The organism is Leclercia tamurae (assembly GCF_025566055.1).
Taxonomy (GTDB): Bacteria; Pseudomonadota; Gammaproteobacteria; order Enterobacterales; family Enterobacteriaceae; genus Enterobacter; species Enterobacter tamurae.
The window spans coordinates 73,837-90,429 of record NZ_JAMHKS010000062.1 but is presented as its reverse complement, the minus strand read 5'-3'; the positions used below and the strand labels follow the sequence as shown (position 1 = coordinate 90,429).

Annotated in this window: 9 protein-coding genes; 4 read left to right on the top strand and 5 right to left on the bottom strand. The window is 58.0% G+C overall.

Annotation, left to right across the window (positions count from 1 at the left end; all coding sequences use genetic code 11):
- Nucleotides 1-666: 666 nt before the first annotated feature.
- Nucleotides 667-3,468: an Ig-like domain-containing protein gene (locus M8318_RS02900; protein ID WP_262660910.1), complete on the bottom strand. Its 2,802-nt coding sequence runs from the start codon at nt 3,466-3,468 to the stop codon at nt 667-669.
- Between the two features lie 742 nt (nt 3,469-4,210).
- On the opposite strand from M8318_RS02900, the gene M8318_RS02895 reads away from it, so the two are divergent.
- Genes M8318_RS02895 through M8318_RS02885 form a run of 3 tightly spaced genes read left to right on the top strand, consistent with a single transcriptional unit; the run spans nt 4,211 to nt 6,070 of the window.
- Nucleotides 4,211-4,735, top strand: coding sequence for a tetratricopeptide repeat protein (locus M8318_RS02895; RefSeq protein ID WP_262660909.1), 525 nt, complete (start codon nt 4,211-4,213; stop codon nt 4,733-4,735).
- Nucleotides 4,698-5,273, top strand: coding sequence for a sigma-70 family RNA polymerase sigma factor (locus tag M8318_RS02890; protein WP_408612145.1), 576 nt, complete (start codon nt 4,698-4,700; stop codon nt 5,271-5,273). Before M8318_RS02895 ends, M8318_RS02890 begins: the two co-directional genes overlap by 38 nt.
- Nucleotides 5,270-6,070, top strand: coding sequence for an anti-sigma factor family protein (locus M8318_RS02885; RefSeq protein ID WP_262660908.1), 801 nt, complete (start codon nt 5,270-5,272; stop codon nt 6,068-6,070). Before M8318_RS02890 ends, M8318_RS02885 begins: the two co-directional genes overlap by 4 nt.
- Here the strand turns inward: M8318_RS02885 and M8318_RS02880 are convergent.
- Entirely contained in the window at nt 6,065-6,625 is a 561-nt protein-coding gene (locus M8318_RS02880) for a YceI family protein (RefSeq protein ID WP_262660907.1), read from the bottom strand. The genes M8318_RS02885 and M8318_RS02880 overlap by 6 nt on opposite strands.
- 106 nt (nt 6,626-6,731) lie before the next feature.
- On the opposite strand from M8318_RS02880, the gene M8318_RS02875 reads away from it, so the two are divergent.
- The gene (locus tag M8318_RS02875) at nt 6,732-7,142 is read left to right on the top strand and encodes an ASCH domain-containing protein (protein WP_262660906.1); all 411 of its coding nucleotides are present in this window, start codon (nt 6,732-6,734) and stop codon (nt 7,140-7,142) included.
- A gap of 291 nt (nt 7,143-7,433) precedes the next feature.
- On the opposite strand, the gene M8318_RS02870 is transcribed toward M8318_RS02875, so the two are convergent.
- Genes M8318_RS02870 through M8318_RS02860 form a run of 3 tightly spaced genes read right to left on the bottom strand, consistent with a single transcriptional unit; the run spans nt 7,434 to nt 16,007 of the window.
- Nucleotides 7,434-8,768: an HlyD family type I secretion periplasmic adaptor subunit gene (locus M8318_RS02870; RefSeq protein WP_262660905.1), complete on the bottom strand. Its 1,335-nt coding sequence runs from the start codon at nt 8,766-8,768 to the stop codon at nt 7,434-7,436.
- Nucleotides 8,765-10,531: a type I secretion system permease/ATPase gene (locus M8318_RS02865; protein ID WP_262660904.1), complete on the bottom strand. Its 1,767-nt coding sequence runs from the start codon at nt 10,529-10,531 to the stop codon at nt 8,765-8,767. The genes M8318_RS02870 and M8318_RS02865 overlap by 4 nt, the downstream gene beginning before the upstream one ends.
- 55 nt (nt 10,532-10,586) lie before the next feature.
- The gene (locus tag M8318_RS02860; RefSeq protein ID WP_262660903.1) at nt 10,587-16,007 is read right to left on the bottom strand and encodes a peroxidase family protein; all 5,421 of its coding nucleotides are present in this window, start codon (nt 16,005-16,007) and stop codon (nt 10,587-10,589) included.
- Nucleotides 16,008-16,593: the final 586 nt, after the last annotated feature.

The following is a 16,593-nucleotide window of genomic DNA, read 5'->3' as shown; positions in this document are numbered from 1 at the left end:
TTTCTCAGCAGTAAAATCCTTGTCTTTAATATTGGTAACAATTTCGGATTGACTTAATTTGATATAGCCAGAAAGTACTAAAAGCGCAAATTAAGCACCGGTTAATAAAGCGTTAGCGATATTGAAGGCGTTATTTGTGCGGGTATTGAGTCATGGAGCCCAGGCGGGCTGCGGGTTGGCGTGGCTTGCGTAGCGCGGGGGAGGGACGCTTATTTTAATGTTAATTTAATTACTTAGGAATAATCTGGATGTGTAAAACAGGCGAAATTATATTTAAGTGAGGCTGTGTAAATAATTAAGTCAGGGTTAATAAGATAGTGAATATGATATATTTTTAGCTGTTTTTTATATTGATATATACAAGTTGCATTAATAAAAGGCTCTGCTATTTAGTCCATCGTTTAAGTTAAGGCAACAGCGGTATTTGGTAGAAAAAATAGTATGAGAGTGTGATCACAATAGTAGTTGCATTAAGTTTAGGGTTATTAATTCCGGGCAATATAAATATTTTCGCTTTTGTTCGGTTATTTTCGTTTTTGTGGTTTCCAGGACGGGTAAGATGTTGCACGGTGCGGCCTGAATGCCCTCACCCCAACCCTCTCCCACAGGGAGAGGGAGCAAACATAAAAAACGGCAACCTGGGTTGCCGTTTTGCATTTACCTCCGCTAACCGGTAATGATGTGGTTCTGGTTTACCAGCTCCTCATATGTGGTCTGAACCTCCTCCAGCGTCACCAGGGTTGCGGGTGCATAGCGAGCGTCGGCTCCGTCCCGGTCGATGCTGATAACGGTGTTGCCATCACTGTTGCTGACCTGGATAAACTCCCCCAGCGTGGCGCGATCGCCGTTCCAGCCGACCAGCAGCTCGCTGATGTCGATTTTGTTCCCCGCCGCCAGCGAGAAGTTGCTGACGTGGTCGCCACCGGTCTCATTGAGCACGTTATAGATCAGCGTTTCGCCGGGGGTGCTGGCGCTCAGGGTGCTGACCACCGGCTCCTCGCTCTGGGCGAATGCCGCGGTTGCAACCGTTGCGGTTGGTGGGTTGGGTGCTGCCGGATCGACGTTAATCGACCAGATCTCGGACATCACGCTGTGATTGCCGCGGCGGTCAACGGCATCGGCGGTCAGGGAGTGAATCCCATCCGTCAGACTTGCCGGAACCTGGAACGACCAGTTGCCCGCAGAATTGACCTCAGTAAAGCCGATCTGAATATTCTCGCTGTAGACAAATATTTTGGTGCCCAGCTCGCCTGTCCCGGAGATCAGCGGGGTGCGGTCATCGGTTGTCGCCCCGCTAATGATGGTTCCGGTAGTGGTGGAGACGTCATCCACCACGTTGGTAATAATTGGTGTGGCCGGAGGGGTAACGTCCCTGGCCTCTATCGAACTGGCCTCGCTGGTATTGCCCGCGTGATCGGTGGCGGTAAGACTCAGGATCTCACCGTTCAGCCTGGCGGTCGCCATGGTGAAGGAGAAGCTGCCTGATTCACCCACCACGACTTGATCGAGCTTCGTGGTGCCTTCCATAAGGACCACCGTACTACCCACTTCCGCGGTGCCGGTGAGCGTCACGTCATCAGTAGCGATCACCAGCTCCGCAGGCGGTGGTGGCGGCGTGGAGTCAGCGGCGGTGACCTGACCCGGAGGGCTCTCATTCTGAGTAGTATCGAACGCGAGCACCGTCAGCACTTCACCGTTGAGCTGGTCAGGGGCGATGTTGACGGTGAACTTGCCGTCGAGGCCGACTTCACCGGAGCCCAGCTCTATTCCCCCGGCGTCACGCACCGAGATACGCGCTCCGGCTTCGGCTTCACCGCTGACGCTGTCGCCCGTTGCGGCCACCACGAGGGCGGTCGGTGCCGCCGGTGGGGTGGTGTCCCGGGCAGTCAGGTCCGTAGCTGGCCCTTCGTTCCCCGCCCTGTCGGTGGCCGCTGTGCTTAGCGTCTCGCCGTTGAGCTGAGCGGCGCTCAGGGTCACTGAAAACGCCCCGTTGGCATCCGCTATTGCCGTGCCTAAGATAACGCCCAGATCGTTGCTGACCGTGACCGTCGAGTTGGCTTCCGCCGTGCCGGTAAGGATTGTCCCTTCGGTATTGAGCACCAGGCCGGTCGGGGCAGGCGGTGGCGTACGGTCGATGGTAAATTCAAACGGCGCGGAGACGGCGCTCAGGTTACCCGCCAGATCGGTCTCCGTCAGGGTGATGCTGTGCAGCCCATCCGTCAGGGCCACTGGCGGGGTGTAGCTCCAGGTGCCGTTGTCGTCGACGACCACTTCCGTCACCAGCAGGCCATTGTCATAGATGGCGATGGTGCTGCCCGGATCGCCCGAGCCGCCAAGGTCAGGCTGGTTATCATCGGTAAAGCCACCGTTAGTGAGCAGATCCTGAATAGTGCCCACGTCGTCCGTCACTTCCAGCACCGGTGCATTTGGGGCGAGGGTGTCAATGGTGAGGTTAAACTCCTCCGAGTCCGGGCTGACGTTGCCCGCGGCATCGGTGGAGGTGGCGGTGAACTGGTGGAGGCCGTCAGCGAGATTTGCGCTGGGGGTGAAGGTCCAGCTGCCGTCGCTGTTCACCACCGTGGTGCCGATGGCCTTACCGTTGTCGTAAAGGGTGACGGTGGTCCCGGCCTCGCCGCTGCCGCTGAAGACCGGGCGGGGATCGTCGGTGGTCTGGTCGCTGTTGAGCGCGCCGGTCAGGCTGCCGACAGCATCGTCCGCAAGAATAATCATCGGCGTATCCGGCGCGGTGGTATCCGCGGCGGTAATGCTGCTCGACGGGCTGACGTTACCGGAGCTGTCGTTAGCGACAACCGTCAGGGTCTCGCCGTTGGTATAGGGAATGCCCAGCTCAACGGTAAAGTCGCCATTGCCGTTGGTTTTCGCCTTGCCTACCACGTTGCCGTCGGCATCGGTGATGGTGACGGTGCTGTTGGCCTCGGCATTGCCGAGCAGCTGAGTACTGTCTGAAGAGAAACGCAGATTGGTTGGGGCGGCTGGTGGCGTAGTATCGAGCGGTACCGGGCCGGGATCGATACGGTCGCTACCCCCGCCGCCACCGCCGCCACCTCCACCCGCCGCCAGGGCAATGCCGCCTGCCGCCGCCACGCCACCCAGTACCCACGGCCAGATTGGGGTATCCCCGGATGAATTACTGACGTTGCCCGCAATCAGTGCATCGGTGGAGGGGATCGACTGATAACGCTCCACGGCGAGCGGTTCGTCGATCCACCACAGGGCGCCGTTTTCATCCAGCACCAGTTGGTGGTCGTTGACGAAGTAGTGTTTCAGCGTCACGGTTTCGCCGTTGGTCATCCTGACCAGCAGATCGTCGCTGCTGCGGGAATAGCTGGCGATATCACCCCGGCCGGCCTGAAGCTTCACGACGGAATCTTCGCCCAGGATGATCTGGTTTCCTTCTGCTACCGTTTCCTGATGCGTCAGTCTGGAGATGACAGTGAATTTACTCATGTGTATGACTCCCAACAGAGTGAAAGAAATGCTGTGTGTTTAAATTCATTTGTTGTCAGCAGATTTTAAGCGTCCCGAAAGAGACACTATTTGTCAGAAATAGTGACCTGCTGAAATGTTTTTTAAAGCGGCTCATGCCAGGCGTGATGTTTGCCATCCCTGTTATTAATATTGCGATCGTCTCATTAGGGCTTAAAAATGATATAGCCAGAAAGCACTAAAAGCGCAAATGACGAAGCGGTGAAATTAATTTCTGGCGATTCATAATGCCTGTTGTAGTCTCTTAAAAGAGAGGATTGCATAAGGTTATTCGCTACAGGCCTTGTGGGGTAAGGGTTTCTGTCGTTTTCTTCAGGCATGGTTAAGACCATGAAGATTGAGGTCGATCACAATTTAATGCGAGATGTGCGTCAATTTGATTAATTAAAAATGGACTCTTAATAATACCCCGTATTTTATTATTGGCGGGGTTGCAATTATCTGTCGATGAGATGCTTAGTCGGGCTTTTAAAAATTATAATAATACAAAGGCATGATTTTTTAAGTGTATGTCAGGCTCATCCACAAATAGCTCTACGACATTAGTGTTGTTTTTTCCTGATGTATTATTGCAGAAAAAGCAGTATAGAACAGAACGTCGGACGTTACCGGATCAATTATTAATAAATATTATCGAATAAAGTCGCGGTCTTGCGCGTTTATCCGTTGGATATTCCCTGTGAAGCTAACCGGAGTCACCACCATGCGTAAACTTACTTCTGCCTGTTTAATGCTAATCGTTCTCGTCCAAGCCCCCCTGGCACTGGCGATGGGCGATAACAATACCGACAAAACCACCCCGGACTGTCCGAAAGGGCAGGTGTATGACAGCGCGAGCAAAAAATGTGTGCCGGATAAGTCCGGCAGTCTCAGCGATCGGGACAAAACCAATTACGCGTACCACCTGGCGAAAAAAGGGGAGTATCAGGCGGCCCTGACCCTGCTTGACAGCCTGAAAGACGGTAACACGGCGGAAGCATGGAACTATCGCGGCTATGCCACCCGCAAACTGGGGCGCACCGACGAGGGCATTGGCTATTATCAGCGTTCGCTGGCGCTGGCCCCGAACTACGCCAAAGCGCGTGAATACCTTGGCGAAGCCTGGATGGTGAAAGGGCGTCCCGATCTCGCCGGGGAGCAGCTGAAAGCGATTGCCGCCATCTGCGGCCAGGGTTGTGAAGAGTACCGCGATCTCCAGGCAGCCATTAACGGCCACCCTGAATCCTGAAACCGGGCGCGAGGATCGAAAAATCACTACCCGTGACGTTCACCAGCAGCTTGCTGCCCATCTGACACGCCTCTGGCGCTACGGCCTGGTGCTGTCGCGCAACCGGGACATGGCCGAGGAGCTGGTGCAGGCCACCTGCGTGCGTGCGCTGGAAAAGAGCGCGCAGTTTGCGCCGGGCACGCGCATCGACAGGTGGCTGTTTTCGATCCTCCATTCGATCTGGATCTCCGATCTGCGCGCGCGCCGCGTGCGGATGGGGCAGGGTTTTGTCGATACCGAGGATCTCCAGGCACCCGACACTGGCGAACAGGACGACGATCGGCAGCGTTACCAGCAGATCATGCGTCGGGTTAACGCCCTGCCGGAAGCGCAGCGCAATACGCTCTTTCTGGTCTATGTCGAAGGTTTTAGCTATCAGGAGGCGGCCGAGACCTTATCGGTGCCGGTTGGCACGATAATGAGCCGACTGGCCACCGCGCGGGCGACGCTGGCGAAAACAGCGTCTGTCCCGCCTGCTGTAAAGGAGAAACGCTGGTGAAAACGATCCGTTTTACGCCCCCCTATGGCGATGAGGCCATTGTTGCCTGGCTGGACGGCGAGATGGCGGAGAGCGATGCTGAGCAGTTTGCCCGCCTGCTGCGCAGCGACGACCTGCTCGCCGGACGTACCGCCGAACTGATGAAGAGTAACCAGGATTATCACGCGGCCTTTTCCGCTCTGCTGGAGGAGGCCCCCGGGGCGCGGATGCAGGCCCGGCTGGCGGCCCATCTCAGCGAACAGGCACCGCCACGCGCGGGGGTCAGCCGTCGGGCGCTGATTGCCGCCTCGGTCTGCTTTTTGCTGACCGGCACGGGCGTGGGTTATCTGGCACGTACGTTGTCAGGTGAAGGGCAGGACGAACGCGATGAGAACGCCAACATCCGCGATCTGGAGGCGCACTATATGTCGCTCTACAGCACCGAAACGCTGCTCGATGCCGACAGCTCGCCCCCGGTGCTGCGCCGCGGCCTGGCCCGCATCGCCCAGGATGTGGGGTTGCATCTGCGTGAGCAGCAGCTGGTTCTGCACAACAGCGAGCTGAAGATGGTGCGTATTCTGCGCTATGAACATACCGCTATCGCCCAGATTGCCTGGCACCAGGCTGATTATGGCCCGCTGGCGCTGTGCATCTCGCCGCTCGGGCAGGGGGGGGCAACCGCGTTGTCCAGCGAGCAGCGTTACGGGATGCATATCGCCTGGTGGCACGCCCGGGGGTATCAGTTTGCCCTGATTGGCCGCACGCCGGTGGCGCAGTTACAGCAGGCGGCCCGTCAACTGCAGGCCGCGCTGTCATAGCGCGGAGCCGGGTTTCGCCTGGATATCAATGGCAATGGCGATCCGATCGTCCACCACCAGCGCAAAGCGATCCATTTTATAGGCCGACCGGGAGATGGCGGTGGTGGCATGCAGCGCGATCGTCTCTCCTGACTGGCGATCGAGTCGGGCCTCAAGGATCACCGGACGGCTGAGATCCCGGACGGTGAGGGTGCCAAAAGCGCGGTAGCGATCCGGGCCGAGTGCCACCACCCGGGTGCTGGAAAAGGTGATGGTCGGGTAACGAGCGGCATCAAAAAACATATTACTTTTCAGCTGCCAGGTGAGCAGGTTGTTGGAGGCCTGCAGCGTGGCGACCGGGATGGTGACATTGATGCGGTCGTCGAATTCATTGTCCGGGTTCAGCGTGACCTGACCCGTCACCCCCTTCAGATGTGCCCACGACGGAATGCCGCCAAAGGCGCGCCACGACAGCTTGATGGTGGTCCGTTCCGTGTCGATGGTATGGGCGATCGCCGCCGCCTGTAGCGACGGGCAGATGAGCGTGACCACCAGCAAGAGAACAAGGCGCAGCATAAGGTTTTCCTTTCATAGAGTGAGATAAGCGTAGAAAGGCGAAAACGCATCGGCAAGGAGGCGTGCTACAGTGAGGCATTAAAATGTGAGCTGACAAGGGTATACGATGGATTTGATCGATGGCTTAAACAAGAAATATCCGGGCGCCCGGGCATGGGCCTTCGGGGATAGTCCTGAGATGGCAAACGCGCTGGCAGCCCTGGTCGTCAAAGGGGTAAAGACCGCCTCCTGCGGCTCTCTGGCCTCCTTTAATGCCGATGACGCCGCCCCGGGGCCCGGGAGTTACCATATTATTCTTAATGGGCAGGGCGCGCCGGTATGCGTCATCAGAATGGTGTCTCTGCGTCTGGTGCGTTTCTCAGAGGTGACAGAAGCCTTTGCCCGCAAAGAGGGGGAAGGGGACTTGAGCCTGGACTACTGGCGCGAGGAGCATAAGGCCTTTTTCACCCGGGAAGGTGTGTATGCGGATGATATGGAGCTGGTGGCCGAGGAGTTTGTGGTGGTTGAGGTGGTGTGATTTGTGCCGCAGTGCAACGCCGGGTGGCGGCTACGCCTTACCCGGCCTACGGGGTGTCCCGACTCTCACCCATGGGACTGAGGAATCCCTGGTAATTTAATTTCCTTTAACGCAATGAAATAATTACATAATAATTGATTTTCAGCCGGGAGCTCGGGTAGCCAGGGTGGTGCAGTCCGGGGGCGAGGGGGAAAAGGCCGCACTGGTGCATTTGACCTTGTAGGCCCGGCAAGCGAAGCGCCGCCGGGCAGAGAGGCCGCACTGCGGTGACAACACCGGCATGTGACCTTATCAAATCTCCTTAAACGCCAGCTCCAGGCGGGCCATCAGTGGTTTAAACAGGTAGCTCAGGAAGGTGCGCTCCCCGGTTTTAATCGTCACACTGGCGGGCATCCCGGCTTTTATCTTGTGATCGCGCAGCAGGCGCACCCCCTCCGGGGAGACCTGCACTTCGGCCAGGTAGTAGGGCTGCTGGGTCACTTTGTCGGTCAGGCGGTCGGCCGAGACGGTCAGCACCCGGGCCGGCACCGTCGGCAGCAGGGCGTGGTTGAGGGCCGGGAACATCACGTCGACGGTCAGCCCCGGGGCCATTTTATCGATCGCCTGCACCGGGATTTTGGCGTCGATTTGCAGCGGCTGTCCGGCGGCGACAATATCCATCAGATGTTCGCCGGGCTGGATCACCCCGCCCACGGTGCTGACTTTGACGTCCAGCACGATGCCGTCGATGGGCGAGCGGATCACGGTGTTATCCAGCTCGTGGCGGGTCGACTGCAGTTCGTCCTCCAGCATCGCCACCTCTTTTTGTTTATCCGTTAATTCAGACTCCACCTCCCGCTGGTACTGGTGCTGCACCTGGTAGGCTTTGATCCGCAGTTCGTTTTGCTGCGACTTCAGTTTGGCGATATTGAGAATATCCTCCGAGACGGTACTGGAGATCTCCGCCGCCTCACGCTCCAGCACCATCAGCTGGGCTTTGGGGTAGTAGTTCTTCTCGCTCAGCGCCCGGATAGCCCCCAGCTCCCGGTTGATCAGCGTGAACTGACGCTCGCGGTAGCCTTTTATTTTATTCAGGTTCTCGATCTGCCCCACCAGCCCGTCAAGAGACTCGCCGATCATCGACAGCTCATCCTGAATGTTTTTCTGGCGGGTCTGGAAGAGTTTGGCCTGCAGCTGCTGGCTCTCCGCCAGGCGCTTATTGTTGGCGAAGTTTTTGAGCAGGGTTTCGCTGAAGGTGATGCTCTGTGCGCCGTTGCGTTCCGCCAGCAGCCGGTCTTCGCTGGTTTTGGCGGAGATATACTGGGCGCTTAACGCGCTGTAGCGCATATCCAGCTGCAGGGTATCCAGGCGCATTAATACCTGGTTCTTCTTCACCGCTTCCCCTTCCTTCATAAAGATGTCGGTCACCCGGCCACCGCTTAAGTGCTGGATGGTTTTGCGGTTGCTGGAGACCGTCACCGTCCCGTCGGCTACCACCCCGGCATCCAGCGGCGCTTTCACCGCCCAGAGTAAAAACCCGCCGACCGCAATCAGGATCACCGCCAGGCCACGAATCAACGGCGGCCAGATATTGGTATCGACAAGATCGGCGTCTGGCATCTCGGGACTTTTATTGTTGTTGTTCATGATAATGCCTCACGTGGGGTTTGATGGGTTTCAACAGGCGGCTCGCTAACGACTGCTGGCGCAACAGGGACCGATTTCAGCATGTTGGCCTGGCGCAGGTTGGCAAACACCTGCTCGCGCGGGCCGAACGCCTGAACGGCACCTTCGTTAATCAGCAGCACTTTATTCACTACCCCCAGTAGGGTCGGACGATGGGAGATCAGCACCACCGTTTGCCCCTGGGCGCGCAGGGCGTTGATGGCCTTGAGCAACGCCATCTCCCCGGCGTCGTCGAGGTTGGCGTTGGGCTCATCAAGGACGATAAAGGCCGGATTGTTGTAGACCGCCCGGGCCAGTCCGATGCGCTGGCGCTGGCCGCCGGAGAGCTGATGGCCACTGGCGCCAAGCCGGGTGTCGTAGCCCTGCGGCAGGCGTAAAATCATCTCGTGAACCCCGGCCAGCTGCGCCGCGGCCACAATCAGCTCGCTGTTGGCCTCGCCAAAGCGGGCGATGTTCTGGGCGATGCTGCCGTCAAACAGCTCTACATCCTGGGGCAGATAGCCCATCGACGGGCCGAGCAGGGTTTTATCCCACTGGCAGATGTCAGCCCCATCCAGCCGCACTTTTCCGGCCAGCGGCTGCCATACACCCACCAGCAGCTTCGCCAGCGAGCTTTTACCGGAGGCGGAAGGGCCGATGATCCCCAGCACTTCGCCCTGTTCGAGCTGGAACGAAATGTTGCGCAGGGTGGCGGCTTTCTGCCCCGGAGGAGCGGCGAACACCCCTTCGACGCTGATGACGCCTTTCGGGGTCGGCAGGGTGAGGATCGCTTTAGAGGCCGGGTAGTCCTCCAGCAGGTGGGTAAGCTGTTTCCAGCCGCTGCGGAACTGCACGAACTGCTTCCAGCTGCTGATGATTTGCTCCACCGGGCTCAACACCCGGCCAAGGATAATCGAGGCGGCAATCATCAGCCCGGGGGTGATTTCACCGGCGATCACCAGCAGGGCACCGGCTCCCAGCGACACGGACTGCAGCAGGACGCGGACAAAGCGGCTCAGGCTGCTGTAGACCGCCGATTTATCGGCAATGTGGGTCTGGAGCACCATCACTTTGGTATGGCCTTCCAGCCAGTGCTTTTTCAGGGTGGCAAGCATCCCCATGGCTTCGATGGTGTCGGAGTTCTGCAGCTGCTTGTTGAGGATGATCGAATTGCTGACGCTCAGCATCTGCGCCTGTTGAATCGGCGTTTTGGTGGAGAGCTCCGTGAGCAGCGTCAGGCAGAGTAAAATCACGATCCCGCCGAGCGACAGATAACCCAGCAGGGGATGGACGAGGAACGCCACTAATAAATAGAAGGGCGTCCAGGGAATATCGAGCAGAGCAAACAGGCTGTTGCCGGAGAGGATCTGGCGGATCTGCGCCAGCTCGTTCAGCGCCTGCGCCGGGTTATTATCCCCCGTCGCAATTTTGCGTTTAAAAGCGGCATTAAAGACCAGCTGATTTAACTTCACGTCCAGGCGATTGCCCAGCCGGATCATCACGCTGGAGCGGGCAAACTCAATCATCCCGATAACGATATATAACCCAACGATCAGCAGCGTTAGCATCAGCAGGGTGGTGGTGTTCTGGCTGGCCAGAACCCGGTCGTACACCTGTAGCATATAAATTGCCGGCGCCAGCATAAGCATATTTATCACGCTGCCAAAAAACAGCAGGGTAATAAAAGCAGGCCTGGTCCCCTTGAGGGCTTTTTTCAGTTCTGTTGACTTATACTGGCGCGGCATAGGGTGCTCCTTATTACATCAATGAGGTCTGGGTACTATTTATTGACGTCGTGAGTTAACTGAACTGGAAATCAGTTGCCGTTATTGCGCTCACCGCCGTATTGGTTAAGGTGATTCGTTCACCACTGGCGAAGTTCAGGACGGTCGACGAACCATTGGCCGTGACCGAGATGGTGCTGAGGTAGTTGCCCGCCGTCAGACCTCTTCCCGCCAGGTTAATAACGTCCTGACCCCCGGCCGCATTGCTGTCGAAATCGGTAATGACGTCTTGCCCGAAAGAGGCACCGAAGATGAAGACATCGTTGCCGCCCGCGCCGGTGAGGGTGTCATTCCCGCCGCCGCCGTTCAGCCGGTCAATACCGGAGCCGCCGGTGAGGGTGTTCCCCAGGGCGTTACCGGTCCCGGTGAAGCCGCCGTTGCCGGTAAAGGTCAGGACCTCGACATCCTGGGTCAACGTATAGGTGTTGAGGCTCACCCGGACGGTATCGGTCCCGCCGTTGACCCCTTCCACCACCGTATCCCCCGCGTTATCCACGGTATAGATGTCATTCCCGAGACCGCCGCTCATGGCGTCGGCACCCTGACCCCCATCCAGACTGTCATTACCGTTACCGCCGATCAGGGTGTCGTTCCCGGCCAGACCGAACAGGGTATCGTCACCGTCCATCCCGTTGAGAGTGTCGTTGCCTCTGCCGCCGGTCATGGTGTTGGCCAGCGCGTTACCGGTGCCGTTGAAGTTGCCGGTTCCGCTATAGGTCAGGTTCTCAAGGTTATCGGCCATCACGTAGCTGGCGGCGGTGACCTCGACAGTATCTGTCCCGGCGTTGACGCCTTCGGTGATGACGTCGCCCGCATTGTCCACGTGATAGGTGTCGTTGCCGACGCCGCCCGCCATCTGGTCAGCACCCACGCCGCCGTCCAGGTCGTCATTGCCCGTCCCGCCGATCAGCACGTCGTCGCCCGCCAGACCGAGCAGGGTATCGTTACCCGCGCCGCCGTCGATGTAGTCGCTGCCGGATGTGCCGAACAGGGTGTTCGCCCCGTTGTTACCGGTCAGCAGATTACCGACCAGCTGGGTCGGGGCTGAGGTCAGGGTCACCGATGGGTTGCCCTCATCGTCGGTCACCGTCACCACCACCCGCAGCTGCCGCTCTACCGTCGTCTGGGTTGGGGTAAAGGTGGCCGCCGTGGCTCCGGCAATATTGATGAAGCCCAGACCCGAACTCATCTGCCACTGGTAGCGGAAGTTGTTACCGTTGGTCAGGCCATCGCCATCGGTAATACCCGAGACGTCAGCCGTCAGGGCCAGGGTGCGGGTTGGCGTCAGATCGCTGACCACCGGCACGCCGCGAGTCGGTTGATCCCGTGGTCCTACCGTGCCGGTGATCGCCGACACCAGGGATTCCGCATCGCCCATGCGGTCGTTGAAGCTGGCGGTGACCCGCAGCTGCGCGCCAAAGAGGTTATTGCCCACCCGGAATTCGGTGCCGGTGGCCTGGTCGCGCCACTGGCCGCCAATCAGCGCCTGCCAGGTGTAGGTGATCGGCAGGTTGTCCGCCAGACCGTTGCCATCCGCCAGGTTAGCGGTGCTGACCCGCAGCAGATCGCCCACCCCAGGCGCTTTGTTGCTGATGTCGACGCTGCCGGTGGCTTTTTGCGATGTCACCCACAGCTGGGTGTTGTCGCCAAACTCCAGTTTTTCGATATTCAGCAGGCGGTCGGTGCCGTCACCTAAAGGCAGGTTGGCGGAGACGGTAGCGTGGTTGACCGTCAGGCTGCCGTCGGCGTTGCGGGTAAAGTTGTAGTTACCGTTGACGTCGCGGTAGAGCGCAATGTCGGTTTCGCCATTGTTACCGTCATTGAGGGTCTCACGCACGATGTGCAGCTGGCCCGGGTTGATCACGCGGTTCAGCATGTCGGCACTGAGTTCTTTCATGCTGTCGACACTTTTGATGACCCCACCCTGGGCGTCGCGCACTTCGATACGCACGTTCAGCCAGGCATCGCCATCAATGATGTCATTCCCCGCTTTACCCATGATGCGGTCGCTGCCGCCACCGCCGAGAATAATGTCCGCGCCGTTGTCCGGGTTCAGCACCACGCCATCCACGGCGCCGTTGATCAGACTGCTGCCGACCACCTTATCGAGGCCGTTAATGCGTGCCACCCCGTCGAGGGTGAGGTTGTTGGAGAGCGGCGTTCCCTGAACCGGGGCGGTGCCAAGCGGCTGATCGGTCCCGGTGAGCACATCATTAAATTTCCAGCCCGACAGCCCCTCCACCAGGTCGAAGCGATCCCGCAGGATAAACTCCTGCTGGTTAACGAAGATCGGAATGCCGAGGTCAGAGTTCGCGCCGACAACGTCGCCCTTGTGGATCGCCCAGTCGAAGCCTGCCATCCCGTTGTTACGCTGGATGCCCGCCCCCTGCACCATGATGTCGTCGCCCGCTTCGCCGTCGTAGTCAGTGTCGTTCCCCTGACCGTTCAGCACGTCGTGACCGACAATGGTACTGTTGAAGAACAGCTCGGAGTTTTCACCCGTCAGGGAGTCAAAGCCGTCGCCGCCCTCAAGCCAGTCGTCGCCTTCGTTGCCCAGTAGCGCGTCGGCCCCGGAACCGCCCATGATGAAGTCATTGCCCAGGCCGCCAAACACCTCCTGCGCATCTTCGCCGACGACAATAAAGTCCTGGCCGCTGCCGCCGAAGCTGAGGTCGTTACCGTTGCCGGAGAAGATGACGTCGTTCCCGGCATCGCCGTGCAGGAAGTCGGCGTCGCCTACCGGGGTCCCGGTGTCGGTGATGATGTCGTCCCCGTCGCCACCGTGCACGGTATCCGCTTCATCGCCGCCGTCGAGACGGTCGTTACCGCCGTCGCCCCACAGGCTGTCGATGCCTTTGCCGCCGATTAAGGTATCGTTACCAGCAGAGCCGCCCAGCACCACGTGCCCGTCGCCGATGTATTTCAGGTAGGCGCCATCCGCCTTGCCATCGCCGTCGACGTCCGCCCCGGCCGCTTTGCGCACCACCAGCGGGGTGAGCAGGTCTTTGAGCGCATTCCCCCATTTAGGGTCGGCACCAATCTGTACCCCGGTGTTCACTTCCAGAATATGATCCGGGGTCATGAACAGTTTCGCATGTACGTGAGAGGAGCCTTCATTGCCGAGGTCGCTGTTACGCATGACCAGGGCGGCAAACGAGTTGGCCTCCAGCTGGGTAAGCATGTTCAGGCCCTGGGTACGGCTCAGGTAGTAGAAGCGGTCCCCGTCCTGCAGCATCTCCATCTGGGTCTCAAAGACGAAGTTGAAGGTGGAGCCGAGCATGCCGCCGAACTCATTTTTCCGCTCTGCCAGGCCGCCAATCCAGAAGTCGACCATGTTCAGGCCGGTTTCTTTGGTAGCCCATGCGCCCGTGCTGTTGAAGAAGTCAAACGCGTCGGCACGTCGCGCGTCGTTGGCATCACCAAACAGCAGGAAATCTACCGCGGCACGTTTACCTTCGATGGTGGTGGCGTCAAGGATCAACTGATGCTGCCCGTAGGCGGCCATAAAGTTGAGGATCGAGGCGGTATTTTTCAGGTAAACAGCAAAGTCAGCCCAGCTCTCATAGGGCTTCAACTCGCTGTTGCCCGTCAGTTCGAAGAATTGCGCACGGGCCTGATTGAGTGTGGGCATAAAGGTGTCACGGCCACGGGCGATGTTGAGCGCCCCTAAATCCAGCGGCAGCCCGACCAGGTTATTACGCAGTGCCCCGGTCAGAAACTCATCGATTTCGTTCCCCACCTGACGGGTCATCCCGCGCACAATGGCCCCGATGGCGGCATGACTTTCCATGGAGCCGTCATTATCGAAGGCCAGTGGATTAAGGAAGGCCTGAATGAGCCCCAGGTCGTCACTTGCCATATCCAGGCCGATACGATCGACGCTCTCGGTCAGCATCGAGTGGCCGAAGCGGTAGACCACGTGGGCAAACTCCGCGAAGATCGCCGGGTTGATGTCGGCGGTGTTCGAGAAGACAAACGGATCGACCGCCGGTTGCACGGCACGGGCAAACTCTTCAAACACCAGATGCTGGTATTCCATCTCGGTGGTGAAACGCCCGGCCTGGAACAGGTATTCGCCGTTCCACACCAGGGTGCTGGTGTCCGCCGGGATCTCGGTGATCTGGTGGTTCGGCATCAGCCACTGGTTGATCACGCTGATATCACCCGACCCCAGAATGGTGGCTTTGTACTGCTCCACCAGACGGTTATGTTCGTCGTGGAACACCGAGTGCACCGCGGTTAAGCCGACGTTCTCGTTGCCGCGGCCATCACCGGTGATGAAGTGGCGATCGAGCAGTTCGTTATCGTAGGTACCGGCTTCCGGTGCCCCGCCAATCACATCGTTGGCATCGGCCAGCAGGACGCCGTTGGCGTCAACTTTCGGCACCGCCGTGTGGGCGATGTCATCGAGGAACGCATGGCCGGTGCGCAGGGTGTCTGACGGCAGCAAGCCGCCGTTGGCCTCCACCAGGCCGTGAAGGGTGACAATCTGCACTTTCCCGTTCGCGCTTAACATCAGGTTGCCGTAGCGGTCGGTCGCCAGCAGCGGCACGTTGAAAATATCCGCATCGGTCAGCTGAATGCCGAGGAACTGCAGGGCATGGGCTTTGACCTCACCCCAGGTGGCGATCCCGTGCGCGCCATCCAGCAGATTGCCGGTTGGCTCGGGTTTGCCGTCGATGAAGGTGAATTCGCGCAGGAAGATCTGATGCGACGGATGAGAGGTGTAGGTCTGGTTCTGATCGATCCACGGGGTGGTGGTGTTCACCGTATTGTGGGTGGCATCCACTTTGGCCCGGGTGAGGATCATGAAGTTGGTCGGGGAGCCCTCCTTGTACAGCGGATCGTCAGGCATCAGCGGGATAAAGACGATCCCGTTACCCTCTTTGGGGATCAGATCCAGACCATGGTCGAAGAACTGGCCGAAGAAGGTCATCCAGCCGTTGAAGGCGGGCGACAGGCCGACATCCGGGGAGAGGTTAGGGATGGAGAGGCTGCCATTCTCGCTGGTGCCGCCGCCGGGGGCGTCTTTTAGTCCCTCCGCCGCATCCACTGCCGCCGGGTTATTGCTGCTCTGGTCGGAAATAATATTACTGATGGTACGCGGGTCGGAATCGGTCACCACGCCGTTAGGGCCGGAGGTACTCAGATATTTGGCTAGTTCTGGATTGTTTTGAATGGCTTGCAGATCCAGCGGCACCAGACGGGGCATGGTCTGATCGGCAGCACCGTACATCTCCTGACCCGGTAACAGGTTGTTCCAGGAGCCGTCTACGGTACGAATGCCGTACGGCAGCAGCGGGTCACCTACCGCGTCGCGCAGCGCGTCGCCGTTGACGGTGCCATCGGCATTCGTGGCGGATTCCGAGATCTTGATCTGCTTGAGAATAAATTCGAGGTCATGCAGCGTGACAGTAAAATCATATTGTTCGGCCATAATTAATTACCTCAATCTTGAATCGCTATCATCATTCTTTTTCGCTGTTTAAAAATTGTGCGAAAAGAAGGTGCCGGTAGTGCGGGATTAATCCAGGGTCGGTGATTGCATTAATGCGCTCCGTGTTAAGTCGTTAATGACAGTGCCCTTTCCCCGTTATTACCGGGGGTGCGGGGGTAAATTTTGGGTAAGTTTATTTATCCCTCCTGGAGAGAGATAAATAAAATCACTGACGGACTCGACGCTTTAAATGCGTACAGGCATTCAAAGGGTTAGGGCCACAGGCATGACAAGGTTTTAGCGGGGCTTAACGAATGTTTAAAAGTGTTATCACATGTTACTGTCTCGCTATTGAGATAACTATGGAGTGTCTTTATCTTCCCACAATAATACTTTCTTATGAGCACCCAGAGGCGCGGTTATTATTTTTTCTACGCCATTTTTGCAGAGTTGTACAATTTGAAGGGCGCTGTCTATATTTTCGAAATTATTTTTGTGGCTGTTTTTTTGAATGGGCAAATTATTTAGCAGGCAAATTTATTTTTTTAAATTCCTGGGGTGGTAACAATAATATTACCCTGCGAAG